At 72.3% G+C, this 24589-nt stretch carries 13 protein-coding genes; 6 read left to right on the top strand and 7 right to left on the bottom strand.

What is annotated here, in order from left to right; all coding sequences use genetic code 11:
* Positions 1 to 122: 122 nt before the first annotated feature.
* Positions 123 to 1046 carry a helix-turn-helix domain-containing protein gene (locus ACWGJ2_RS02270; RefSeq protein ID WP_453344026.1) on the bottom strand — a complete coding sequence of 308 codons (924 nt, stop codon included), beginning with the start codon at positions 1044 to 1046 and terminating at the stop codon, positions 123 to 125.
* Between the two features lie 879 nt (positions 1047 to 1925).
* On the opposite strand from ACWGJ2_RS02270, the gene ACWGJ2_RS02275 reads away from it, so the two are divergent.
* From ACWGJ2_RS02275 to ACWGJ2_RS02285, 3 genes are all read left to right on the top strand, one after another.
* Positions 1926 to 3806, top strand: coding sequence for an FHA domain-containing protein (locus ACWGJ2_RS02275; RefSeq protein WP_453344027.1), 1881 nt, complete (start codon positions 1926 to 1928; stop codon positions 3804 to 3806).
* Between the two features lie 188 nt (positions 3807 to 3994).
* On the top strand, positions 3995 to 4897 hold the full coding sequence (locus tag ACWGJ2_RS02280) for an MBL fold metallo-hydrolase (protein WP_453344028.1): 903 nt from the start codon (positions 3995 to 3997) through the stop codon (positions 4895 to 4897).
* 129 nt (positions 4898 to 5026) lie between these two features.
* Positions 5027 to 5761 carry an SDR family oxidoreductase gene (locus ACWGJ2_RS02285; protein ID WP_453344029.1) on the top strand — a complete coding sequence of 245 codons (735 nt, stop codon included), beginning with the start codon at positions 5027 to 5029 and terminating at the stop codon, positions 5759 to 5761.
* A gap of 76 nt (positions 5762 to 5837) precedes the next feature.
* On the opposite strand, the gene ACWGJ2_RS02290 is transcribed toward ACWGJ2_RS02285, so the two are convergent.
* Complete coding sequence (locus ACWGJ2_RS02290) at positions 5838 to 6779, bottom strand: sigma-70 family RNA polymerase sigma factor (protein ID WP_453344205.1); 942 nt, start codon at positions 6777 to 6779, stop codon at positions 5838 to 5840.
* A gap of 567 nt (positions 6780 to 7346) precedes the next feature.
* Entirely contained in the window at positions 7347 to 10415 is a 3069-nt protein-coding gene (locus tag ACWGJ2_RS02295; protein ID WP_453344030.1) for a BTAD domain-containing putative transcriptional regulator, read from the bottom strand.
* Positions 10416 to 11575: 1160 nt separating this feature from the next.
* Here ACWGJ2_RS02295 and ACWGJ2_RS02300 point away from each other — a divergent pair.
* Positions 11576 to 14407: a LuxR C-terminal-related transcriptional regulator gene (locus ACWGJ2_RS02300; RefSeq protein ID WP_453344031.1), complete on the top strand. Its 2832-nt coding sequence runs from the start codon at positions 11576 to 11578 to the stop codon at positions 14405 to 14407.
* Positions 14408 to 14528: 121 nt separating this feature from the next.
* Here ACWGJ2_RS02300 and rfbB read toward each other — a convergent pair whose 3' ends face one another.
* The 4 genes from rfbB to ACWGJ2_RS02320 all read right to left on the bottom strand — a co-directional run bounded on the left by rfbB (position 14529) and on the right by ACWGJ2_RS02320 (position 19249).
* The gene (gene rfbB, locus ACWGJ2_RS02305) at positions 14529 to 15479 is read right to left on the bottom strand and encodes a dTDP-glucose 4,6-dehydratase (RefSeq protein ID WP_453344032.1); all 951 of its coding nucleotides are present in this window, start codon (positions 15477 to 15479) and stop codon (positions 14529 to 14531) included.
* Entirely contained in the window at positions 15476 to 16540 is a 1065-nt protein-coding gene (locus ACWGJ2_RS02310) for a glucose-1-phosphate thymidylyltransferase (RefSeq protein WP_453344033.1), read from the bottom strand. The genes rfbB and ACWGJ2_RS02310 overlap by 4 nt, the downstream gene beginning before the upstream one ends.
* 136 nt (positions 16541 to 16676) lie before the next feature.
* Entirely contained in the window at positions 16677 to 17951 is a 1275-nt protein-coding gene (locus ACWGJ2_RS02315) for a cytochrome P450 (protein WP_453344034.1), read from the bottom strand.
* The gene (locus tag ACWGJ2_RS02320; RefSeq protein ID WP_453344035.1) at positions 17948 to 19249 is read right to left on the bottom strand and encodes a glycosyltransferase; all 1302 of its coding nucleotides are present in this window, start codon (positions 19247 to 19249) and stop codon (positions 17948 to 17950) included. Before ACWGJ2_RS02320 ends, ACWGJ2_RS02315 begins: the two co-directional genes overlap by 4 nt.
* Before the next feature lie 454 nt (positions 19250 to 19703).
* Here ACWGJ2_RS02320 and ACWGJ2_RS02325 point away from each other — a divergent pair, with 454 nt between their 5' ends.
* Complete coding sequence (locus tag ACWGJ2_RS02325; protein WP_453344036.1) at positions 19704 to 21218, top strand: flavin monoamine oxidase family protein; 1515 nt, start codon at positions 19704 to 19706, stop codon at positions 21216 to 21218.
* Positions 21215 to 24577 (top strand): ferritin-like domain-containing protein, encoded by a 3363-nt coding sequence (locus ACWGJ2_RS02330; protein ID WP_453344037.1) that lies wholly within the window; start codon positions 21215 to 21217, stop codon positions 24575 to 24577. Before ACWGJ2_RS02325 ends, ACWGJ2_RS02330 begins: the two co-directional genes overlap by 4 nt.
* Positions 24578 to 24589: the final 12 nt, after the last annotated feature.

Below are 24589 nucleotides of genomic sequence, written 5' to 3' on the forward strand. Positions count from 1 at the left end.
CGGGCACGGCAGCGCGGTCCACGGGCACCGCAGCACGGGCGACGGCCGCGCACATGCGGGTGACGGCCGTCGGCGCGCGGGTAACAGCCGTCGGCGCACGGCCTGTTCGCGACGGCGCCCCATCAGTCGGTCCAGGCCCGGTCGCCGGAGTCCACGCAGGACTGGTGCCCTTCCAGCACGGCGCACACCTGCACGTTCGCGCCGACCTCGGCGCCGACGGCCGCCATGCGCGTGCGTTCCGCACCGGCGTCGGCCCAGAGCTGCCCCGAGCCGCGAGTGCTGAGTGAGAGCCCTTCGACGCCGTCGGCCGGGGTGACCTGGCCCCAGACCGCACGGCAGGCGGCGCTGTGGAAGACCTCGACACGGTGCTGCCTGGTGTCGTAACGGCCCAGTGCCTGGCCGTCCTTGGCGCAGCCCGTGCGCACGGGGTCCCGCCCCTGGCAGCGTGCGCCCGTGCAGCGGGGCGCCGCCCGCGCGGGGTACTCGCCCGTCATCTCCGGGGGGACGGGCCAGGGCCATGCGGGGCGGCCGGCCGGCTTCCCCTCGGAGCCGGGAACGGTGGCGAGGAGCAGCAGGACGAGAACGGCCACCGTCCAGCGGAGCGCTCCGGTTCCGGCCCGCCCGACGCGTCCTGCCGGGCGCGCGGTCTCCCGCGTCCACGCCGCGGCACCCTGGTCCGCGGGGCCGCCGGGCGCCAGGGCGGCAGTGGAGACGGGTCCGGCGGCGGGGGCCGGTCCGGCGCGGGGCGGCGCGCCGGGCTCCCCTTCCTCACGCGCCCATGCCTCGGCGGCCGACTCCCACAGCACTCTGAGCCGGACCCGGGCGGGTTCGTCGAGCCCCGCCAGCTCGCCGAGCGCGGCGACGGCCTCCCAGGGCGGGAAAGCGGCGCCGCTGAGATAGCGCTGCCAGGACGAAGCGCTGGAGACGGTCTTGCGCGCGAGGGCGGCGAGGCTGAGCCCGGTGCGGTCCTTGAGCAGGCGCAGCCGTTCCACGAGGCGCCGTACTTCAGGACGCACCTCCACGGGCAGTGGACGCCACCGTGCCATCAGCCCTGCCGACCTCCCCGGCCCTGGCGCGCGGGAACGGCCCCGCGACGGAGCGCTTCGCCGCGCCCGTTCACCGGGTCCTACGCTCCACGCGGGCGCGTGAGTTCCCCGGGCGACCAGTGAATCGTTCCGGTGGCCCGCGTCCGCCGGTTTCCGGTCAGGGCCGACGAGGCCGAGGCGCGCGGTCCGGCGACGCGCCCGGCACGGCCCGCGCGACGCCCGTCGAGGCGTCCCAGCACGACCCGCCGGGGCGCATCGGGCGATGCGTCTTCGCAGGTCAGACGGGCGGGGCGGGGCGGGCTTCCCGTGTTCTCCCGCGGCTGCGCTCCCGCGTTGCCCATGCCGGGAGGTCTGCGAACCATGAGTGGCACGCACCGGGCGTACCTGTTCAGGGCGCCCGTACCTCTCTTCCAAGGAGCGCAAAATGATCAACCGCAACCACGGCCGCGACGACGACTCCTGGTCCTGGCAGCGCCGCGTCTGATGTCCGTCCTCGCGTCGTACCGAGGGGCGCAGCACGTGGTGTCCGCCGCCGGATCAGGGCGGGCGGCAGGGGCGGCGGCGGAGGGCCGCTCCTGCGGGCCCTGGGCGCGAGGATCCGCCGGTCGGGGGGCCGGCGGAATCTCGTAGCCCGTGCAGTCGAACCGCCCGCCGAGCTGGTCTCGGCGGGCGGTTCGGCGCGCAGGTCGGCCGGATACCGCCCTCGTGGCCGACTCGCTGTGCTCGTGGCCTCGTGAACATGTGGCCGTGCCCCGCCGTATGGGTGCAGTGGCAGGGCGCCGCGGTTCGGCCGCCCCACCGCGCGGTCCCACTTCCGTCGGCCTCGGTGCGGACGGCCCAGGATTGTCAACTCGTCGGACGAAGGGAACCCGAGGACTCATGCCTCCCGAGATTGTTGGTCGTCGAGGTTCTCTGGCCGGCAGGCGGTTCGGTATCGGAACGCGGCCCCTCACGTTCGGCCGCAAGGCGGCGAACAGCGTGGTGATCGGCCAGGTGAGCATCTCGCGGTTCCACGCCGAGGTACGCCGCGAGGGGCACGGCTTCGTCCTGTACGACCTGGGAAGCAGCAACGGGACTTTCGTCAACGGGGAACGCATGACCTCCCGCGTGCTCCAGCCCGGCGATCTGATCACGATCGGTGAGGAGACGTTCCGCTTCGAGGCGGCCGGTCCGATGGAGACCATCATGGACCTGTCCGTGCTCCAGGCGCTCACGCCGCCCCCTGCCGAGGAGCCGGTGCCGGTGCTCAGGGTCACGGTGTCGGGCGGCGGGCCCGTCGGCCTGGCCTTCGCCCTGCTGCTCGAATCCCTCCTCGGTGCCCAAGTCGCCCTCACCGTCTACGACGGGCGCTGGACCCGGGCCGGGGGCAGGGTCGTGTGGAAGGACGAGAAGCAGGGCAACGTACGGCGTCAGCAGGTCGTCACGGTCCAGAGCCGCCAGTATCTGAACCTTCCCGAGGAGGTGCGGGCAAGGCTGTTCAGGAGCGGCACGTACACCGAGATGTGGCCGTCGGGCCCCGACTCGGTCCGCGGTTACCAGCCGCGGAACATCCGGATCGCCTACGTCGAGGACACGCTCCTGGAGATGGCCAACGAGAAGCCGGACCGCATCCGCCTGGTACCCGAGCGGTTCGACCCTGCCGAGCACGGACAGCGAGCGGCGTCGGACCACGTGCTCGCCATCTGCGAGGGAAGCCGCTCCCGGACACGCGAGCACTTCGCCGAGAAGTTCGGCCGGGCGGACAAGTCCATCTACTCCCTGGAGGGCGAGCACCTCCAGGACGTGGTGCTGGGTCTGAGGGTGAGATCGGGGCTCCCGGACCCGATGTCCGTGCTGCTGACCGTCGCACAGAACCGGTTCCTGCTGAACTCGCAGCACGGCGAGGGCTTCCTCAACATGCGGCTCACCGACGAGGAGGCCAGGGAGGTCGTGGGCATAGACCCCGTCCGGCAGGTCTTCGAGGAGTGCGTCGCCTCCCGCCCGTGCGTGATGAACCGCGACGAGGACGGTGACTTCCGCTGCGACACCCACAGCACCCTGTTCCTGCCTGCGCTGCTCAAGGGATCGGCGCTGTGGAGACGGGTGATGGAGGGCCTGCGGCTCTTCGCCGTACCCGAGCCCGACCTGACAGCCGTCACCGCGTTCAGGCTGGACATGGTGCAGCGGCCCCGGTTCACCGCGCGGCTGCACCCCAGGACGCCCGCGGGTCCGGGCACCTACGGATTCCTGCTCGGGGACGCCGCCAACGCCATCCACTTCTGGCCCGGACGCGGCCTCAACAGCGGCCTGGGCTCCGCCGTCTCACTCGCCCGGTCGCTCAGCGGCACATGGCGGGGGCGGCCGTTCCGCGACGCGGACTTCGTCCGCCACGAGGCGGCCATGTCGATGCTCCAGTACCGGCACAAGAGCCGCGCCTGGAACTCCATGATCACCACGGATGAGAACGGGACGACACGCGCCATCAAGGAACTGATCCAGCAGGGCATCACCGAGTCCGCGGAGGGGAGCCCGGACCGGCAGGCCGACCTGGAGGCTCTCATGGGGCAGCTGCGTGCGATCCGCGCCCGCCTGGCACCGCGGCTCCCCGGGACGCCCGACGACGCGACCCTGCTGAAGCACCTGTCGGCGCTGGACGGCCGGACCCTGCACACCTTGGTCCGCAGTGGCGCGTGGGACACACAGACCGTGGGCGGCGAAGAGGTCGACATCGACATCTTCTACCCCGAGGAACGGCGGCCGGCCCCGGCCCTGGCGGGGTGAGCGGCCCCGGCATCACGAGGGACCGGGCCCGTGCGGCGAACCGGAGCAGCCCGACGGGCCGTGAAGGGGACGGAGCGGCTGTCACAGACCGGGCTGCCGTCCGGTCGTAGGGGATGACCGGACGGCGTACCAGTACCCCACGGCGCCGTCGGTGTCTTCGGTTGACGCTCTTCACGAGGAGAAACACCATGAAGCTCGCACACCCCGACGCGCCCGTGCACGACGAACTGGTGCCGTCCCGCTACGCGTTGAAGGTCGGTGACATCGACGTGACGGTGATCAGCGACGGGACACTCCAGATAGCCGCCGAGACGTTGGCCACCAACGTCGCCAAGGCCGACCTGTCGGCCTGGCTCAGAGACCAGTTCCTGCCGGAGACGGTCGTCTATCCGCTGAATGTGGCCGTGGTACGCAGCGGTGGCCGGACCGTCCTCATCGATTCCGGGCTCGGGACGGAGTTCCCCGGTTTCCCGCGGGCCGGGCAGTTGGCGGTGCGGCTGGACGCGGCCGGGATCCCTCCCGCCTCCGTGACCGACGTCGTGCTCACCCACTTGCACATGGACCACATCGGTGGGCTGCTCGTCGACGGGCTGAGGGGTCGGCTGCGCACGGATCTGCGGATACACCTGGCTTCCGCCGAGGCCGAGTTCTGGGAAGCGCCCGATTTCTCCCGCACCGCCATGCCGGAACCGGTTCCGGAGGTGCTCCGTACGACCGCCTCGAAGTTCCTGGAGGTGTACCGCGGCCAGTTGAAGCCGTTCGAGACGGAGCACGAGGTAACGCCAGGAGTGACGGTCGTCCGCACCGGTGGTCACACCCCCGGTCACAGCATCGTCCGTGTGGAGTCCGGTGGCGACCGGCTCACGTTCGCCGGTGACGCCGTGTTCCAGTGCGGGTTCGACAACCCCGGCTGGTACAACGGCTTCGAGCACGACCCCGAGGAGTCAGCCCGCGTCCGGGTCCGTCTCCTGACGGAGATGGCGGCGAGCGGCGAGCAACTGCTGGCGACTCACCTGCCGTTCCCCTCCGTCTGCCACGTGGCGGTCGCCGGCGACGCCTTCCGTTTTGTACCGGCCACCTGGGACTACTGACCCGTCCGGCCGGAGCCGACGCGTGAACGACGCCTGAACAGCCGGGCCCGCGCGATTCGGCGGCAGGGCCCGGCCGGTCCTGGCTCACGGACCCATTACTCAAGGAAGCTTGCACGAAAGGGCGAAGAAATGAAGATCGCTGTCATCGGTGGGACCGGGTTGATCGGATCGCAGGTCGTCAAGATCCTCAACGAGGACGGGCATGAGGCAGTGCCGCACTCCCCGTCCACCGGCCTGGACCTGCTCAGCGGGCAGGGCCTGGCGGAGGCGCTGAACGGCGCCGACGTCGTCGTCAACCTGACGAACTCGCCGACCTTCGACGAAGCCTCACCCGCGTTCTTCCAGCAGACCATGGACAACCTGCTGACAGCCGCCGAGGCGGCCGGCGTCGGCCACGCGGTCGTCCTCTCGATCGTGGGCGCCGACCTGGTGCCGGATCTGGCCTACTACCGCGCCAAGGTGTTGCAGGAGAACGTCCTCAAGGCCGGTCCCGTGCCGTACTCGATCGTCCGCGCCACGCAGTTCTTCGAGTTCGTCGACTCGGTGCTGTCCTGGACCTCCGACGAGCACACCGTCCGCCTGCCCGCCACGCTCGTCCAGCCCATGGCCTCGGCCGACGTCGCCCGGGCCGTGGCCGACGTCAGCGCGGGTGCCCCGCTGCGGGGCACCCGTGACGTCGCCGGGCCCGAGGTCTTCCGGCTCGACGAACTGGGCAGGATCACTCTCGCCGCCCACGGCGACCGGCGGGCCGTCGTCACCGACGACACGGCCGGCATGTTCGCCGCCGCCTCGGGCAAGGCCCTCATCGCCGAGGACGGCGCCGTCATCTCCAGGACGGCCTATCGGGACTGGCTCGCGCGCTGACCCGACGGGCCCGCGCGGCAGATGACGCGCGGGCCCGTCCATGGCCTACTGGCGGTCGTGCGGTGTGCCGGGCAGCTCAGTTCTTTCGCATCCCGCGCCCACGACCGGGAGCCCCATCGGCTTGCCACGTCGATGACTCAGCCGGGCCGGCCAGCGTCGCGATCTTCTGGGGGTTGAGCATCCACAGGACCTGGTCGATGCCCTCGGCGGTGGCGCTGACCGTGAGCACGCCGAACTCGGCGCCGTCGCGCAGCAGCACAGCGGAGGTCCGACCGTTCGTGCTCGCCCACCGCACGTCGATGTCGTCCCAGAACCAGGCGGAGATCGTGTGCAGGAACTGCGTCACCTGCGGCACGCCCACGATCGGCCGACGGGCGACCCTCGGCTTGCCGTTGCCGTCGGACAGGCTGGCCACGTCCGCCGCGAAGAGCCGCTCCAGTGCGGTCGTGTCACCGGAGCGGGCGGCCGTGATGAACGTGGTCAGCAGATGCCGCTGTGCGGCGGCGGGCGCGGGCCTGCGTCGTGCGCCCGTCATGTGTTTGCGGGCCCGGCTGACCAACTGACGCACAGCGGGCTCGGTCGAATGCAGAACGTCGGCGATCTTCCCGTAGCTGTAGTCGAACGCCTCTCGCAGCACGTAGGCGGCTCGTTCGTTGGGCGTGAGCTTCTCCATCAGCATCAGCGCCGCGAACTCCAGGGCCTCACCGCGCTCGGCGCCCAAATACGGGTCAGCGCTCGTGTCGACGGGTTCCGGTAACCACGGCCCGACGTACGTCTCACGCCGTACCCGCGCGGACTGGAGCGCGTTGATGGCCAGCCGGGTCGTCGTCGTCGCCAGGAACGCGCCCGGATTGTGCACCGCACTGCGGTCGCACATCTGCCACCGCAGCCAGACCTCCTGCACCAGGTCCTCGGCCTCGGTGGCGCTGCTCAACATGCGGTACGCGATCCCGAACAGGCGCGGCCGCACGCTCGTGAAGACCGCCAGGGCCTCCCCGAGATCCCCCGTACCCCCCATGCCACCCGTGCCGCCCGGCTCAAGACCCACATCGGAATCCGTCACACCTGCCCCTGGTCTGATCGCGTGGCCCCCGCCACCGCACATCTTCGACCGAACAGGCGGGAAGCGCTACTACCGCTGATCGTCCGCCGTCAACAAACCGGGCGCGGGAGGGAGGGGCGGCCGACCCCCGTGCGGTCGCCCCACCACCGGCCCCGCGCCACCTCGAAACTCCCGGCGCCGCAAAGCTCCCGGCGCCTCGGAGCCGCAGCCTCCGGGGCCCACCACGGACGGGCACGGAGACGGACCGCCCCCGCTGCCGTTCCGTCGGCGGCCGTGTGGTGCGGGCCGCCTGCCCGTGCCGTGGTGGACCCCTCGGCTCCCCCGCTTCCCCCGAGGTCCGGCTGCTCCCCCGAGCGCCGCCGTTCCTCCGAGGGAAGACCTGCCGCACGTGCGTCGTGCGTCGTGCGAACAGCACGCTACGCACCGGCCGTATCAGCTCCGTAGCAACGGCGTAGCGCGGCCGGGGGCGTGCTCGCCCGGCCGCGCTACGTCCGTCTCCCGCTGTCTCCCGCGCGCCGTGGTCTACGTCTGCGCCGCGGTGTCCCCGTCGCGCCGCAGCCGCAGTTTCAGCCGCGCCGCCTCGCGTGTGTTGAGGTCGTCCAGCAGTGCCAGGGCGCGGTCCTCGGCCGCACGGGCCTGCTCGGCGCGGCCGAGGCCGTCCAGCGCCCTGGCGAGCAGCGCGTGCTGCTCGGCCACGGCGAAGGGGTCGAAGGGCTGCTCGGCCGCGTGCCCCAGGCCGCGGTCGGCCCAGCGTGCCGCTTCCTCGAACTCCCCCAGTCGCAGGTGGTATTCGGCGAGCGAGCCCGCGGTGGCGATCTGGTACTGCGCCAGGTCGGCCGCCTCGTAGTTGCGCACCAGCAGATGGCGGGCCTGCTCGTAGTCCCCCAGGTGGAGGTGGCAGCGGCCCAGGTTGTTGCGCAGGGAGTAGGCCACACCTTCCGGTCCGTGCGTCTCCACCTCGCGCAGCGCCTCGTTGCCCACCTCGACGGCCTCGTCCAGGCGTCCGGCCGAGGCCAGGCAGGGCACCAGATTGCTCATGGCTCCCGCGGCCTCCTCGTGCATGCCGTGCGACAGGAAGAGGCCGATGGCGCGCCGCAGGAGCCTCGCCCCTGCCGCGCCTTCACCCCGCTGGCCCTCCACCTTGCCGAGCTGGGCGAGGGCGACGGCCTCGGCGCGCCGGTCGCCCCTTCGCCCGGCCACCCCCAGCGCGGTCTCGCACAGGCGTCGCTGGGCACGCCAGCTCAGGCGGATGGCGAAGTAGCTCTCCAGCGCCCGCGCCGCCTCCAGCGCGAAGTCGGACAGCGTGCTCAACGGACTCCGCTGTCCCGGCGGACTCGGCGGCCCCGGCGGTGCGCCGTCGAGCGGGCCGTCCTCGCCCTGGGGACGGGCACCTCGCGGGTCCCCTTCCTCTTCCTCTTCCTCGTAAGCGCCGGTGTCGTACTCGGCGCCCGAGAGCTGGTCCGCGAGCGACAGCACCTCGTCGACGGCGCCGTCCGCCCAGGCCAGCGCCTGTTCCGTACCGTCGAAGGAGAGGCCGTCGGGGAAGCGGCGTGCGCCCTGCCGGTAGCGGCGGGCGAAGTTCTCGTCGAGTCTGAGCGGCCCGTTGACCCGGTGCAGCGAGCCGAGGTACCAGCAGGAGAGCCGCCCGAGAGCGGCCCGTGCCTCCTCCGGGGGCAGCAGCGCCGCCTCGCGTGTGGCCACCGCGCGCACCAGATCGTGCAGCGCGTACGCGCCGGGCTGCGGGCTGAGCGCGATCTGCGCGTCGGTGAGCCTCTCCAGCGCGAGCCGTGCGTCGCCCGGTTCCCACCCGGCCAGCCGGGCGGCCGACTCCGCGCTGTGCCGGGTGACCGCCGCGACGCCCAGCAGCGGGAACAGGGCCGCGGCGCGCTCGTCGTCCGGGGCGCCGCTGCCCGCCAACTGGTCGATGCTGACGAGGAGGCTGGCGCGCACGTCGCGGTCCGCCACGACGAGCTGGTCCAGCCGTGCGCGCTCGTCGCGCAGTGTGGACGCCCAGTCCCCGGCGCTCCAGCACGGCCGGGAGGCCATGCGGGTGGCGATGAGGTGCAGCGCGAGCGGGAGCCGTCCGCACAGGCACACCAGTTCCTCCCAGTCCCTCTCCTCGCCCGCCTCGGGAGCGCGGCCCGAGACGGACCGCACGAGGGCGATCGCGTCCTGGGTGTCGAGCACGTCCAGGTGAAGATGGTGGGCGCCCGGCAGGCCGAGGAGCACGGTGCGGCTGGTGACGAGGCACGCGGACTCCGGCTGCGCGGGCAGCAGGGACGCGATCTGCGCGGTGCTGAAGACGTTGTCCAGGAGCACCAGCACCCGCTTGCCTTCGAGCCGTTCGCGGTAGAGCGCGAGCGCGGCCTCCTCGTCCTGGGGCGCGGCCTCGCGGGGCGTACCGAGGGCGGCCAGCAGGCGGCGCAGCGCCTCCTCGGTCTCCAGGGGGGCGCGGTGCGGGTCGGCTCCGCGCAGGTCGACGTGGAGCAGCCCGTCGGGGAACCTGTCGGCGACCTCCCGCGCCGCGCGTACGGCGAGGCTCGACTTGCCGACCCCGCCGGGCCCGTCCAGGAGACAGAGCGCGGGTGCGTCGACGGCACCGGTGAGCCACTCCCTGACGCGGGCGAGTTCCACGCCGCGCGCGACGAAGGTGGGGATGCCCGAGGGGAACGCCGCGCGGGGCGGGAGCGGCGGCGGGGGCGGTTCCGTGGCGGCGGGAGACGGCGGGGCGGGCGCGGGCGGTGTTCCGGGGGCGGGGGGCCGTGCGTCCGGGGGGTCCGGCGCGGTGTCCGTGTCCCCGCCCGAAGGCTCCGGCCCCGGCGCGCCCTGGCCCCGCTCCCCCGGCCCGGAACTGGTGCGCCATTCCATGAGCGCGGGATCGCCCCGCAGGATGGCGGCCTCCAACTCCCGCAGTTCCGCGCCGGGTTCGATGGCCAGTTCGTCGACGAGGGTGTCGCGCGCCGCGCGGAAAGCGGCGAGCGCCTCCGCGCTGCGTCCGGCGCGGTGCAGGGCGAGCATGAGCTGCCCGGTGAGCCGCTCCCGCATCGGGTGCTGGCGTGACGTGGCGAGGAGTTCGTCGATGACGGTCGTGTGCCGGCCCAGGAGCAGGCGGAGTTCGAAGCGCTCCTCGCACGCGGTCAGCCGCAGTTCCTCCAGCCGTGGCCGGTGCACGGTCAGCAAAGGGCAGTCCCCGATCCCGCCGAGCGGGCTGCCCCGCCACAGCGCCAGCGCCTCGTCGAGCAGTGCGACGGCGCGTTCCGGGTCGCCCGCGGCGAGTTCGCGTGAGCGCAGCAGCAGTTCCTGGAAGCGGCCGAGGTCGGTCTCCTCCCGCTCGGCGAAGAGCTGATAGCCGCCCGCCACGGTACGGATGCGCTCGTCGGCGACGACCTTCCGCAGCCGCATCACATAGTTGCGCAGTGTGGTGCGTACGGAGGCGGGCGGCTGTTCGCCCCACAGTTGGTGCGCCAGGTCCTCGACGGGGACGACCCGGCAGGCCCGCAGCACCAGTGCCGCGAGCAGCCCGCGCAGCATCGGCGCGCTCAGCGGCAGCGGTTCGCCGTCCGCTCCCCGCACCTCGGTCGGACCCAGCACACGGAACTCCAACTCCGCGCCTCCGTCCCCTCTTCGTGGTTCATCTGCCCGGCGGCCGACGCTACCTTTCTACCTTCTTTGGCCAACTGCCGAACCCGCGCTCCGAAGTGGGCGGGTCCGAGACAAACCGGCCGCCCATCCCGGACAAGAAACCGGACAACATTCCGCCGCACGACCTGGACGCTCAGCAATTCAGACGGAAAGTCAACAAAGGCGGATGCGACCCGCGACAGAAAGGAACAGGGTTTCTATTTGCCTTTCTTTCCCCTCGTCATGGGCCGGTCCGAAAACTTTCGGCGCGGTCGGCCGTTGCGCGACTTCGCAATCGCACGCTTCCGCCCAAGGAGCGGTGAGTGGTCGATAGCGGTCGCCCCGCATGGCAGAACGGGCGGTTCCGCCACCGCCTGCGCCGGTACCGGAGGCGCGTCCGGACATGTGGCAGCCAGGACAACACCGCCCGGACGAGCGGCTGCCGGAATCTCCGGCGGCGACGACCGAACGGTCGCGGCGGCGGCGGATGCGGGCACGGCGCCGCCGTCGGTGCCTCGCGATGCGTTCCGGCCAGCTCCTCCCGTCCGGTGCCTCAAAGGTCCTATCTTGTTCCTCGTCTTCGGGGGCTGACAGGCGCTGTGAACTGGATCGCTCGCCTGGAAGAAACACCGGAAGCCGATCAAGGAGCGCACGTGCTCACGACCAGGACCGTGCCGACGGGCCCGCGGCCCGCCTCTCTCCGGTACGCGAGGCCGGTGACGGCTTCGCGCTTCGCGTCCGCGACACCCGCATGTCACGGGGACGGTTCCCCCGCTTTTCCGGGCACACGTCGCCGTCGCGCCCGTCCAGTACGCGGAATGAGCCACGGACCCCGCATTGGCGGCTGAGACCGGCCATCGCACGGCAAACGGTGAGTGCGTGCGCGCGGGAAACCGTATGCCTGATGAGGACGAGACGGGTCGTACGGCACCGGGACATCAGCCCACCGGACAGCCGGGCGGAAACGGAGAGAAGGAAACGGAGAGGGGCAGTTCCGCGCGCGAGGCACCCGTTCCCCGCGGCCACCCACGGGCGGTCCCGGACGACCTGTTCTGTGAACCGCACCGTCCCCACCCCACCACATCGTGATTCGGAGCGTCATGGGTCCTCACGCACGATCGTCGCCACAGGTGCGCGGCCGGGAACAACAGCTCACACAGATCAGCGCGGATCTGCACAGCGTGAAGAGCACCCGGCGGAGCAAGGTCCTCCTGGTGGAAGCGGCGCCCGGTGCGGGCAAGACCCGCCTTCTCCTGGAGGCCCTCGACCTCGCCGACAGGAGCGGCTTCACGTCCGTCAACGGCGTACCGCCCGGCCCCGACACCGCCCCCGGCGGCACCCGGCCCCGCACACCGCGCACCACCGAGGGCGGCTTCCCCAACCCGGGCGTGTCCTCGGCCATCGAGGCGGCACGCACCCGGCTGCGCGACGACGCGGAACACCTGCACACCCTCGTCGTGCTCGACGATCTGCATCTGGCACACCCGCCCGCGCTGACGGCGCTGTGCGATCTGATCCTGGCGCTCAGCGGCCGTCCGGTCCTCTGGCTGCTCGCCTACACGCCGGGCAGGCACACCGCCTCGTACGAGCAGGTGCGGGCCGCTCTCGGCAAGCTCCGGGGCAGGCTCCCGGTGGAACCGTTGCCGGAGCTGGGGCCGCTCGTCGGCGACGCGCTGGCGCAACTGGTCGCCGACCGCACCGGAGCCGTGCCGGAACCGGCGCTCCTCGCCCTGGCGGAGAGCCTCGACGGCACACCCCGCGCGGTGATCGAGCTGATGCGCGGGCTCATGGAGGACGGCGACATCCGCGTGGTCGACGGCACCTCGCGGCTGGAGCCGGGGCCGTCGGGGAGCGTGCCCGCCGGGACAGGGGCGGGAGCAGGGACCGGGGCCGGGGTCGCCCTGCCCGCGCTGGTGCCGAAACGCTTCGCCGCGCTGCTCCAGGAGGAGCTGCGGTCGCTCTCGGAGCCCACCATGAAGGCGCTCAGGCTGGCGGCGGTGCTCGGTTCGCCCTTCGCTCCGGAGGACCTGTCGGCCATGCTCGGGGAGGCGCCGGTCGGCCTGCTGGCCGCGGTCGACGAAGCCGTCTGCCGGGGGCTCCTGGTCTGCGGTGAGCACGACATCTCCTTCCGCAGCGAGCCGATCTGGCGCGTGCTGCTCGACTCCGTGCCGCCGCCCATGTGCGCGCTGCTGCGCCGTCAGGCGGCACAGATGCTGCGGGCGCGGCCCGACGGCGTCGAACGCGCGGCCCTCCAGCTCATCCACATCGCCCAGCCGGGCAACGAGGAGGAACTGGGCGTCATCGCGGAGGGCGCCCAGCGGCTGCTGGCCTCCGATCCGGCGACCGCGGCGGCGCTGGCGACCCGCTGCATGGAGCTGCTGGCCCCCGGGCAGGCCGAGCGGGTGCGGCTGGCGAAGACGGCGGTCGAGGCGTTCACCTGGGCGGGCGACCTGGACCGGGCGATCGCCCTGGCCGAGGAGACGGTCGACGAGGCCCGGCGGTTCACGGTGCCCTTCTCCGCTTCGCTCGCCGAGGACATCGCCGCGCTGCAAGCGGCCAGGTCAGCGGCGCTGTTGCTGCTGGGCGACGCGCCCAGGGCGCACCGGGCCGCGCACGACGCGCTCGCGGCGCAGGAGGACGGCTTCCCGCACCGCGAGCACCACGAAGCACTGATCACCCATCTCGCCGCCTCCTGCCTGACGGGCGACAGCACCGCGGCCGACCGCGTGCAGAGGATCCTCGGCGCGCCCGACCGGCACACGCAGTCCGTGCGGGTCGGCGCGATGACCTTCCACGCGTTCGGCCAGTGGCGCGAGGGGCAGGTGGGCGACGCGGTGGGGACGCTGCGCAAGGCCGTCGCGCTCGACCGCGCGGGCGAGGACGGGCAGCTCCTCGACCCCCGCTGGTTCCTGGCCTTCGCGCTCACCAGGACCGACGAGTACGAGGAGGCGGCGGAGGCCGTCCAGTGCTCCGTACGGTCGGCGGCGGCGGAGACGGGGACGCTGGCCGCCGCCGTCCCGGCCGTGCTCCGGGCACCGCTGCACCTCGCGCAGGGGCGCCTGGACGAGGCCGAGGAGGCGGCGCGTACCGGGGTGGGCGCGGACGGCCCGTATGTGCCGATGCTCGCTCCGCAGGCGTGGCTGGTGCTGGCCCTCGTCGCGCTGCGGAAGGGGGCGCTCGCCCAGGCCGAGGACCACATCAAGACCCTGGAGAAGGACTTCCCGCAGCATGCCTCCAGCCCCTGGTGGGCCGCACGCCTGCTGCTGAACGCGCAGTTGGCCGAGGCGCAGGCGGGCGCCGAGGCGGCGGCGAAGGTGCTGGCGGAGATCGGCGCGCACGGCGGGGCGCTGCGCGAACTCGTCCTGGAGGACCCGGCAGCGGCCGCCTGGTGTGTGCGCTGCGCACGCGCGGCCGGTATGCCGGACATCGTGCGGACGGTGGTCGACACCACGGAGTACCTGCGCACACGCAACCGTCGCGTCCCCGCGGTGCTCGCCGCCGCCATGCACGCCCGCGCGCTCGCGGAGGGCGACGCGGACGCGCTGGCGCAGGCCGCGCTGCTGCACCGCAACCCGTGGGCACGGGCCGCGGCGGCCGAGGACCACGCCGGTCTCCTGCTCGGCCGCGACGACCACGAGGGCGCGATCGGCGCGCTCGACCGTGCGATGGGTGCCTACGGCGCGCTCGGCGGCGAGCGGGACGCGGCACGTGTGCGGGCCCAGCTGCGCGGGCTCGGGGTGCGGCGCAGGCACTGGTCGCACGCGAAGCGGCCGGTCTCCGGCTGGGAGAGCCTCACCAAGACGGAGCGGAAGGTGGCGGACCTGGTGGCCGACGGGCTCACCAACCGGCAGGCCGCGCGCCATCTGTTCATCTCCCCGCACACGGTGGGTTTCCACCTGCGGCAGATCTACCGCAAGCTCGGCATCCGCTCCCGTACGGCGCTGGTCCGGCTCAAGGCATAGCTCCACCCCGGCTCAAGGCATAGCTCCACCCCGGCTCAAGGCATGGCTCCACTCCGGCTCAGGGCACAGTGCCTCCGCTCGGGGCATGGTGCTGCGGCTCAGGGCATGGTCCTCCGGCCGCTCATGCCGCGCGCTCCTTCAGCGGCTCCCACCACGGACGGTTGGCGGCGTACCACGCGACGGTCTCCGCCAGGCCCCGCTCGAAGGGGACGCGCGGCACGTAGCCGAGTGCCCGCAGTTTGCCGTCGGCGAGGGAGTAGCGGCGGTCGTGGCCCTTGCGGTCGGGCACACGGGTGACGCGCTCCCAGCCGGCGCCGAGCGCGTCGAGCAGCCGGGCCGTCAGTTCCAGGTTGGTCAGCTCGGTGGTTCCGGCGACGTGGTAGACCTCGCCCGGCGCGCCGCGCTCGGCGACGAGCCGTACGGCCCGGCAGTGGTCGTCGACGTGTATCCAGTCGCGCACGTTGCCGCCGTCGCCGTACAGCGGCACCTCCCCTCCGTCGAGCAGGTTGGTGACGAACAGCGGGACGACCTTCTCCGGGTACTGGTAGGGGCCGTAGTTGTTGCCGCAGCGGGTGATGCTGACCGGCAGTCCGTGTGTGCGTGCGTAGGCGAGCGCGATCAGGTCGCCGCCCGCCTTGGCCGCCGCGTAGGGGGAGTTCGGGGCGAGCGGGGCGCTCTCGTCCCAGGAGCCGGTGCCGATGCTGCCGTACACCTCGTCGGTGGAGACGTGGACGACTCTCGGGGTGCCCGCTTCGAGGCAGGCCCGCATGAGGGTCTGCACGCCCAGCACGTTGCTGCGGACGAACGCGTCAGCGCCGGCTATCGACCGGTCGACGTGTGTCTCGGCGGCGAAGTTGACGACGACGTCGTGGTCCGGGACCACCTTGCCGAGCAGTTCGGCGTCGCAGATGTCGCCCTGTACGAAGGTGAGCCGGTGCTCGACGGGTGCCAGGTTGGCCGGGTTGCCCGCGTACGTCAGCTTGTCGAGGACGGTCAGCTCGTCCTCGTCGGCGTAGGAACGCACGAAGTGCGAGCCGATGAATCCGGCGCCGCCGGTCACGAGGATCCTCATGAGCCGACCTGCACCTTGCTGTGGTCGCCGAGGACGAGGCGGTGGGCGCGCAGGATGCGCGGGGTGGAGGTCACCTCGACCTCGCGGCCGATCAGCGAGCGCTCGACGCGCCGCACCCCGACGATGGAGGCGCCGCGCAGCACGATGGAGTACTCGACCTCGCTGTCGACGACCGCGCAGTCGCCGTCGATCGAGGTGAACGGGCCGACGTAGGAGTCGCGGATCCGCGAACCGGCCGCGACGACCGCGGGGCCCACGATCCGCGACCCGGTGACGGTCGCCCCCTTCTCGATGACCACCCGGCCGATCAGCTCGCTGGAGCGGACCTCACCGGAGCAGTCGGCCTCGACACCGTCCAGGACCAGGCGGTTGACCTCCAGCATGTCGGCGACGTTGCCGGTGTCCTTCCAGTAGCCGGACACGAGGGTGGAGTCCACGCGGCAGCCGGTGTCGATCAGTTCCTGGATCGCGTCGGTGATCTCCAGCTCGCCGCGCCACGAGGGTTTGATCCGGCACACGGCGTCGTGCACGCGGGCCGTGAACAGATAGACGCCGACGAGTGCGAGGTCGCTCTTGGGGTGCTCCGGTTTCTCCTCCAGTCCTGTCACCCGGCCGCGCGCGTCCAGCTCGACGACGCCGAAGGCGCGCGGGTCGGACACCCTCGTCAGCATGATCTGCGCGTCCGGGCGGTTCCTGCGGAACCGGCGCACGAGCGCGCTGATGCCGCCGACGATGAAGTTGTCGCCGAGGTACATCACGAAGTCGTCGTCGCCGAGGTAGTCCCTGGCGATGCGCACGGCGTGTGCCAGGCCCAGTGGTGCCTCCTGCGGGAGGTAGGTGACGTCCAGGCCGAACCGCGAGCCGTCGCCGACTGCGGTCTCGATCTCGGCGGCCGTCTCGCCGACGACGATGCCGACCTCGCGGATGCCCGCCTCGGCGATCGATTCGAGGCCGTAGAAGAGGACCGGTTTGTTGGCGACGGGCACGAGCTGCTTCGCGGAGGTGTGGGTGATCGGCCGCAGCCGGGACCCGGACCCTCCCGCGAGCACGAGTGCCTTCATCGGCGCCCCTTCGCCGCGGCGGGACACGGGTGGCTCGCGACCACAGGTGCGTCGGTCTCACCGGTCGCGACGGTCTCGACGGTACGTGCCATCGTCTCCCCCACTCCCACTCCCACTCCGTATCCGAGGACGGCCTTCACGCGAGCACGGCGGGCAGGACGCTCATCCGGCGGATCATCCACTCCGACTCCCACTCGACGGCGGTGCTGTCGCTCAGCCGCGCTCGCGGGAAGCGGCGCAGGAAGCTGCCCACAGCGATCTGCGCCTCCAGGCGGACCAGCGAGGCGCCGATGCAGTAGTGCATACCGAGCCCGAAGGTGAGGTGTCCGTGTCCCCGACGTTCGGCGGCGAAGCTGTCGGCGTCCTCGTCCGGCTCGCGGTTGGCCGCCGCGATGCTGACCTGGACCGGGGAGCCCTTGGGGATGAGGTAACCGCCGAGGTCGATGTCCTCCAGGGCGAAGCGCCAGGTCGGGTGCGGGAACGGCGGGTGCACCCGCAGGGCTTCCTCGACCCACGCCTTGATGTCCTCGTCGGTGCGCGGGCGTTCGTCGGCCGGCCGCCGCAGCGCCTCGTACAGCGAGGCGGAGATCAGGCTCCCGGTCGTCTCGTAACCCGTGATGATCATCCCGACGGTCCAGACGACGGCCTCGCCCTCGGTGACCGCGTCCGGCCCTTCGGCGGCCTCCAGGAAGCCCGTGATCACCCCGTCGCGCAGCGGTGCCGGGTCGCGCACCCAGCCTTCGACGGCGCCGAACAGCGCCCCGACGGCCTCGGTGCGTGCCGGGTAGTCGGAGGAGTAGAGCATGACGTCGGTGATGCCGCGCAGCCGCCGTTCCGCTTCCAGTGGCAGGCCGAGCATCTCCGAGATGAACGCCAGCGGGACCTTGTGGGTGTAGTCCGTGACCACGTTGACCTCGGCGGCCTCTCCGGACCGTGAGCGCTCCAGCTCGTCCAGGAAGCCCTCGACCTTGACGGCGACCCGCTCGCCCCACCTCTCGGTGTTGCGGGGGCTCAGCACCGGGGCGTGCACCCGGCGGATGCGCGCGTGGTCCTCGCCGTCGCTCATGATCATGGCGCGGGCGTACTCGGGGGGCGGCTGCGAGCCCACCATCAGGCCGGGGCGGCGCATGAAGTCGGGGACGAGGGTGATGTCCTTGGCGAGCCGGGGGTGGGTGAGCGCCTCCTTCACCAGCTCCGGGTCGCACACCACCCAGGCGTGCTGCCCCAGGTAGGGGATGCGGACGACGGGCGCGACGCGCGCGGCGGCCAGCAGTTCCGGCATGCAGTCGAAGGGGCCCGGGTCCACGGGCATGGCCGTCTCCGGCGGGTTCTTCAGACCGGCCTGAGTGTCGTGCTTGTTCTGCGCGTCGGTCTGCTCGTTCTGCTCGCCGGTCTTCGTGGTGACGTTCACCGTGTGACACCTCCGGTGGGGATCTGGCCCTGATAACCGGCCATGGACTCGATCAGTTCGGCGGCCCTTCTGGGGGCGTCGCGGGTCTGGTGTTCGACGGACAGTGCGTGTGCCCGGCGCCGGTAGCGCGGGTCGCCGAGCACGGTGGTCACCGCGTCGCGCAGACCGGTCTCCGACACGGCACGCCCCCGCAGGACGACACCGGCCCCGGCCCACTTGACCCGCGCCGCCACGTCGGGGTTCTCCTCCGAGCGCGGTGCGACGACCAGGGGCACACCGTGGGCGAGGGCCGCGTTGACGCCGTTGTAGCCGCCGTTGGTCACCATCACGTCGACGTGCGGCAGCAGGTGCGGGTAGGGGACGAACCGCTCCAGCCGCACATTGTCCGGCAGCGGCCGTATCCGGTGGACGTCCAGGCCGCTCCCGGTGGTGACCACGACGAGGACGTCCTGGTCCGCCAGCGCCCGGACGGCGGGGACGAGGAGCCAGTCGACGTCGTTGGCCGTGGTGCCCTGGGTGAGCAGCACCACGGGGCGTCCGTCGTGCAGTTCCTCCCACCAGCCGGGCGGGTCGAAGTCCTCCGGGGGCGGCCCGTGGAGGCCGCCCACGAAGTGGGTTCCCGGGAGCAGATCGCTGCGCGGGAACTCGAAGGAGGGCACAGTGCCCATCAGATAGAGGGACGGCGGGCGCGCGATGTTCTCCATGGCGCCCGTGTTGAGGCGGGGCAGGTTCACCAGGGCACGTGTACTGTCGGCCTCCCGGCGCAGGCCGCGCATCACCACGTGGTCCCCGACCCGTCGCAGCAGCGCGTTGCGTACCCGCCCCAGCGGCGACGAACGCGGCGGCAGGCCCCGCCCGAGCGGCGCCGTGTCCCTGCTGCCGAGGATGTAGACGGAGTTGTTCAGCCAGGCCAGCGGTATCCCCGTGTGCTCGCTCGCGAAGCACGCGCCGTAGCACATGTCGTCGGAGAGCAGGCAGTCGGCGGGGAAGCGTTCGAGCACCGCCAGCAGGTCCTTCATCTGGCCCGGCGCCGTGCGGTAGAAGATGTCCCGGATGCCGGTGGTGAAGCTGGCGAGCCCGGTCAGCCCGGCGTGGCCGGGAAACGCCTCCTCGCGGCTCTTGCCGCCGTAGTCGAGCCGGGCGCTCATGGGCTCGAAGTGTGCGCCGGTGCGCTCCACCCGGTCCCGGAAGGCCCGCCCCGTGTACCACCGCACCTCGTGCCCGCGCCGGGTCAGTGCGCGGGCGACCTCGACCATGCTGACGATGTGTCCCGGTGCCGGGGTGGTAGCGATCAACACTCGCGTCAACGTCGCCTCCGTCGGGGTCACGTGTCACCGTCACCGTTCTCGACCGCTGTCGGCCGCGCTCGGCCGTTCTTGGCCGCTCTCGCCGCGCGTGCCCGGGTGCTCGCCGGGTGTGTCCGGGCACCCGTCGGGTGTGTCCGGGCACTCACCACCCGGTCGTCCGGTGACGCACGTCAGCATTGCCCCACTCGGGGCCGTACGGTGCGGCGCGCCCAAAATCCCGCGCGTTCGCGTGGTGTGGCGACGCCGTGCCGCCCCGATCGCGCGCCTGAACCGTCGGTCAACCCGCCCGTGCGCGGGTCCGCTGGGGGATACGAACGGTGCCGCGCGACGCAAACAATTGCCGACAGCAATCCCCGGCAACGCCCTTTCCGGGACCGGGAACGGCGCTGGCGTTCATCCAGGACATGCATCCGGCCTTGGACATCGCGTACTGGAGGAAGAACCTGTGACGGCACCCCTGAAGGAGATGGACGGGCCGGACGGCGCCATCGGTGGCCCGAAAAAGGTCACCGTCATCGGCGCCGGTATCGCCGGTCTGGTGGCGGCGTACGAACTGGAGCGCCTCGGACACGACGTCCAGGTCATCGAGGGAAGCCACGAGATCGGCGGACGCATCCACACCCACCGCTTCCCCGGCGGCGGCCGGACCGGTCCGCTCGCCGAGCTCGGCGCGATGCGCATCCCCGCCGGGCACCGGCTGACCATGCACTACATCGCCGAACTCGGCCTCCAGAAACAAGTGCGCGAGTTCCGGACGCTGTTCTCCGACGAGGCCGCCTACCTCCCCACCTCCTCCGGGTACCTCCGGGTGCGCGACGCGCACGAAACCCTTGTCGCCGAGTTCGCCGCGAGGCTGCCGGACCGGAACTACCAGGACGACACCCTGCTGTTCGGTGCCTGGCTGGACGCGAGCATACGGGCCATCGCACCCCGACAGTTCTACGACGGGCTGCACGACGACATAGGCGTCGAACTCCTCAACCTCATCGACCACTTCGACCTGACGCCGTACCGGCACGGCAGCGCGAAGAACAGGATCGACCTGCACGCGTTCTTCGCCGACCACCCCCAGGTGCGCTCCTTCTGCCCGCCACGCCTCGAACGCTTCCTCGACGACGTGCTCGACGAGACCAGCTCCACCATCGTGCGGCTGCGCGACGGGATGGACGCGCTCCCCCGGCAGCTCGCCGCGCGCATCCGGGGGCCGATCTCGACCGGCCAGGAGGTGGTGGGTGTCGACGTCCGGGACGACGGGGTGGTCCTGCGCGTCCGCCAGGGCCTGAGAACCGTCACCAGGACCTGCGACTACGTGGTGTGCACCATCCCGTTCACGGTGCTCAGGACGATGCGGCTGACCGGCTTCGACCAGGAGAAGCTGGACATCGTCCACCAGACGAAGTACTGGCCGGCGACGAAGATCGCCTTCCACTGCCGCGAGGCGTTCTGGGAGAAGGACGGGATCAGCGGCGGTGCCTCCTTCACCGGCGGACATGTGCGGCAGACCTACTACCCGCCCGCCGACGGCGATCCGGCACTCGGCGCGGTACTGCTCGCGAGCTACACCATCGGCCCCGACGCCGACGCGCTCGCCGAGCTCGGCGAGGCGGAGCGGAACGCGGTCGTCGCCAGGGAACTGAGCGTCATGCACCCCGAGTTACGGCGCCCCGGCATGGTCCTGGGCGTGGCGGGCCGGGCCTGGGGCGCGCGCCGGTGGTCGTGGGGCGCGGCCACGGTCCGCTGGGGCCAGGAGGCAGCCCTGCGCGAGGCGGAGCGGCGGGAGGCCGCCCGGCCGCAGAAGGGGCTCTTCTTCGCCGGTGAGCACTGCTCGTCGAAGCCCGCGTGGATCGAGGGCGCGATCGAGTCGGCGATCGACGCCGCACACGAGATCGAGTGGTACGAGCCACGGTCGAGCCGCGTGTTCGCCGCCAGCCGGACGAGCCGCTCGCAGGAGCCGTCGTGAGCGTATTCGACGTGCCCCGTCTGCACTTCGGCGGAACGGCGACGACACACCTGCCCACGGGCGCGCGCAGCGGCCTCGTCGACCTCGCGACGAACACGGCGCTCACCAAGGACGGGCGGCCCTTCCCCGCGCACCGCCCGCCCGGCGAGTACCACGACCACCTCGACCGGCTGGGGCCGAGGTACGACAGCACGGGCAGCCCGGCGCCCGACGGGCCCTTCAGCGCGGTCAAGGGCGAGGACTTCGCGGGCAACGGGCACTTCGCGATCGACGCGCGGATCGTCGGCGTCGAGGAGCGCGCGGGGGACGTCGACACCGCCGATCCGCTGGTCGGCCGCGGTGTGGACATGTGGGGGCACTACAACGAGTACCTCGCCACGACGGTCAACCGGGCACGGGTCTTCGACGTCGACCCGTCCTCCGAGTGGACCACGACGCTGATGGTGGGTCAGTTCTGCTTCGGGCGCGCCGGACGTTCCCACGACGTGGGGTACATGGCCACCGGGAACGTCCACGGCTTCTCCCCTCCGAGGTGGCACAACGCGGGGCACGCGCCCCACGCGGCCGACGACGGGCACTGGCTGGCGGGGCGGCTGCGCCGGTCCGTCGCCCACCAGTTCGTCGTGACCGAGGAGGAGCTGACCTGGCTCGACGAGGCGGACGTGTCCCCGGCCGTGCGGCGGCTGCGTGCCACGGTGGCCTCCGGGGAGTGCGGCGGCCTGGTGGTGCAGTTCGCCCTCAGCCACCTGGCGGCGCCGCAGGCACCGGACCTGCCGGGCAGGTGGCGGTTGCGCGGCACGGTGGCGCCCTGGCGTCCGCATGAGCCGCGCACATACCCGGCGGGGCGGCTGCTCGTCCCGGAGCGCGGCGCGTCCGGGCGGGAAGCGGGCGGGCGGGAAGCGGGCGGGCTGCACAACCTCTGCGTCGGGCTGACGGACGAGCACGTCACCCTCAACATGGTCACAGCGTTGCCGGAACATGGGGCGTCCGAGGCCGGGCCCCCCGCACCCGTGGACGTCGGTGACCTCGAACTGCGCACGGCGGACAGCGACTTGCTCGTGGCCCGGATACCCCGGCAGGCGTATCTCGGCGACACGTACGGCCTGGCGGGCGGTCTGGTCACGGTGCCAGGCGAGCTGCCCGCCGAGGCCGCCGCCGGGGAGGCGCTGTGCCTGGTGAGCACCGGGCCGGGCGGCACGGTGACGCGGCTGCGCGAGAAGGAGGTCAACGTCCAGGCCGACGACGCGTGTCTCTTCCTGGAGCACCCTCGCGGCCCGGACGACGCGGAGCACGACGTCGAAGTGCTCGTGCGGTCCTATGTACGCGGCCGACCGGCCGCCGTCGGCGGGATCGGCGTGCGGCAGTTCTTCAACCCCAGGGCCCTGCCGTGCGACCCGGCCGCGCGCGACCCCGAGGCACGCTGCTCGGACGTGGACATCGTCCGGGTGCGCGCGGGCCGACGGGACGGCTCCGGTGCGTGGTCGAGCACCTGCGTCCTGGAGACGGACGCCGCCGGCCTGGGGTGGTTCACCCTGCGCGGCGCCTCGGCCGGTACGGCACGTGTGCTGCTGTCGGCGGACGACGGTGATCTGCCGTGCGACGTGGACCTCCCCGGCTCCGCCGCCCTCGGCCACGACCTCGGTGACACGCTCGGCTACTGGCCCGGCGCCGGGTACCTGTCGGTGCGGGTGCTCCCCGACGACTGGCGGCTGGCCGGGACCGGCGGGGACGAGGCGACCTTCGACCTCGTCTACACGGAGGTGTTCGCGTTCTACGAGCACCTGTACTCCTTCATGAAGGCGGAGGTCTTCAGCCTGGCCGACCGGTGCAAGGTGGAGACGTACGCGAAGCTGATCTGGCAGATGTGCGACCCGCGCAACAAGGCGAAGACGTACTACATGCCGCCGACGCGGGACCTGTCCGAGCCGAAGGCACAGCTCCTGCGGACGTTCCTGCGCGCCCAGCAGGTGCCGGACGCGGTCCTTCTCACCGAGCCCGCGGCCTCCCTCCCGAGGAGGCGGATCACCACCCGCGGCAGGCTCGTCGCGGTGCTGCGCGACGCGGCGGCGGTCGAGCTGGCCGTCATGCTCCAGTACCTCTACGCGGCCTACTCCGTGCCCACCCACGGCGCCGGTGCGCAGTATGTGCGACGGGGCATATGGACGCCCGGGCAGCTCCGGCTCGCCTGCGGCGACGGCGGGGAGACGCGGGACGAGGGCATCCGCGGCATGCTGCTGAACATCGCCCGCGAGGAGATGGTCCACTTCCTCCTCGTCAACAACATCCTCACCGCGCTGGGCGAGCCGTTCCATGTGCCGCGCGTCGACTTCGGCACCCTGAACCAGGAGCTGCCGGTGCCGCTGGACTTCTCCCTGGAGGGGCTGGGGCCCGGCAGCGTGGAGCGGTTCACGCGGATCGAGCGGCCGGAGGGCCTGGCCGGTGAGGTGCGGCGGGGCGACGCGGCGGCGGCGCCCGCGGCCCGCGACGACCGGCACCCGTACGGCTCGCTGAGCGAGCTGTACGCGGACATCAGGGAGGGCCTGCACAGCGTCCCCGACCTGTTCCTGGTGGAGAAGGGCAGGGGCGGCGGTGAGCACCACCTCTTCCTGCGCGAGTCGGTCAACCGGCACCACCCCGACTACCAGTTGGAGGTCGACGACCTGGCCAGCGCGCTGTTCGCGATCGACGTCATCACCGAGCAGGGGGAGGGCGGGGTGCTCGGCCCGGGCATCGCGGGGGTGCCGGGCACAGGAGGAGCGCCGGGCGCAGGAGGAGCGCCGGGCGCAGGAGGAGCGCCGGGTGCCGCTGAGGAGTCGCACTACGCCGCGTTCCTGCGGATCTCCGAGCTGCTGCGCGGCGCGCCGGACGCACACCACCGCCCCGGCACCGAACGGTGGAGCCCGGCCTACCCCGTCGTGCGGAACCCGACGCTCGGGCAGGGCAACCCGGCCATGGAGACGGTCACCGACGAGGAAGCGCGCTCGGTCATGGAGCTGTTCAACCGTGCCTACTTCATGGCGCTCCAGCTCATGGTGCAGCACTTCGGCGAGCGCCCGGACGGGAGCCTGCGACGGTCCGACCTGATGAACGGGGCCATCGACATGATGACGGGTCTGATGCGTCCGCTGGCGGAACTGCTGGTGACGATGCCGTCGGGGCGCCGGGGCATGACCGCGGGCCCTTCGTTCGAGCTCACCGAGCAGCCCGCGCCCGTCTCCCGCCCCGACGTGGCACGGCGCGGCATCGCACTGCGCCTCGACCACCTCGCGGCGGCGTGCGGCAAACACCCCCTGGTGCCCGCGCGCGTGGGCGAGATGTGCGCGTTCTGGGCCGACCACTTCCGGCCACCGCGCCCGTAGAGCCGCTGGAGC

The sequence above is a fragment of the Streptomyces sp. NPDC054796 genome (assembly GCF_053611545.1).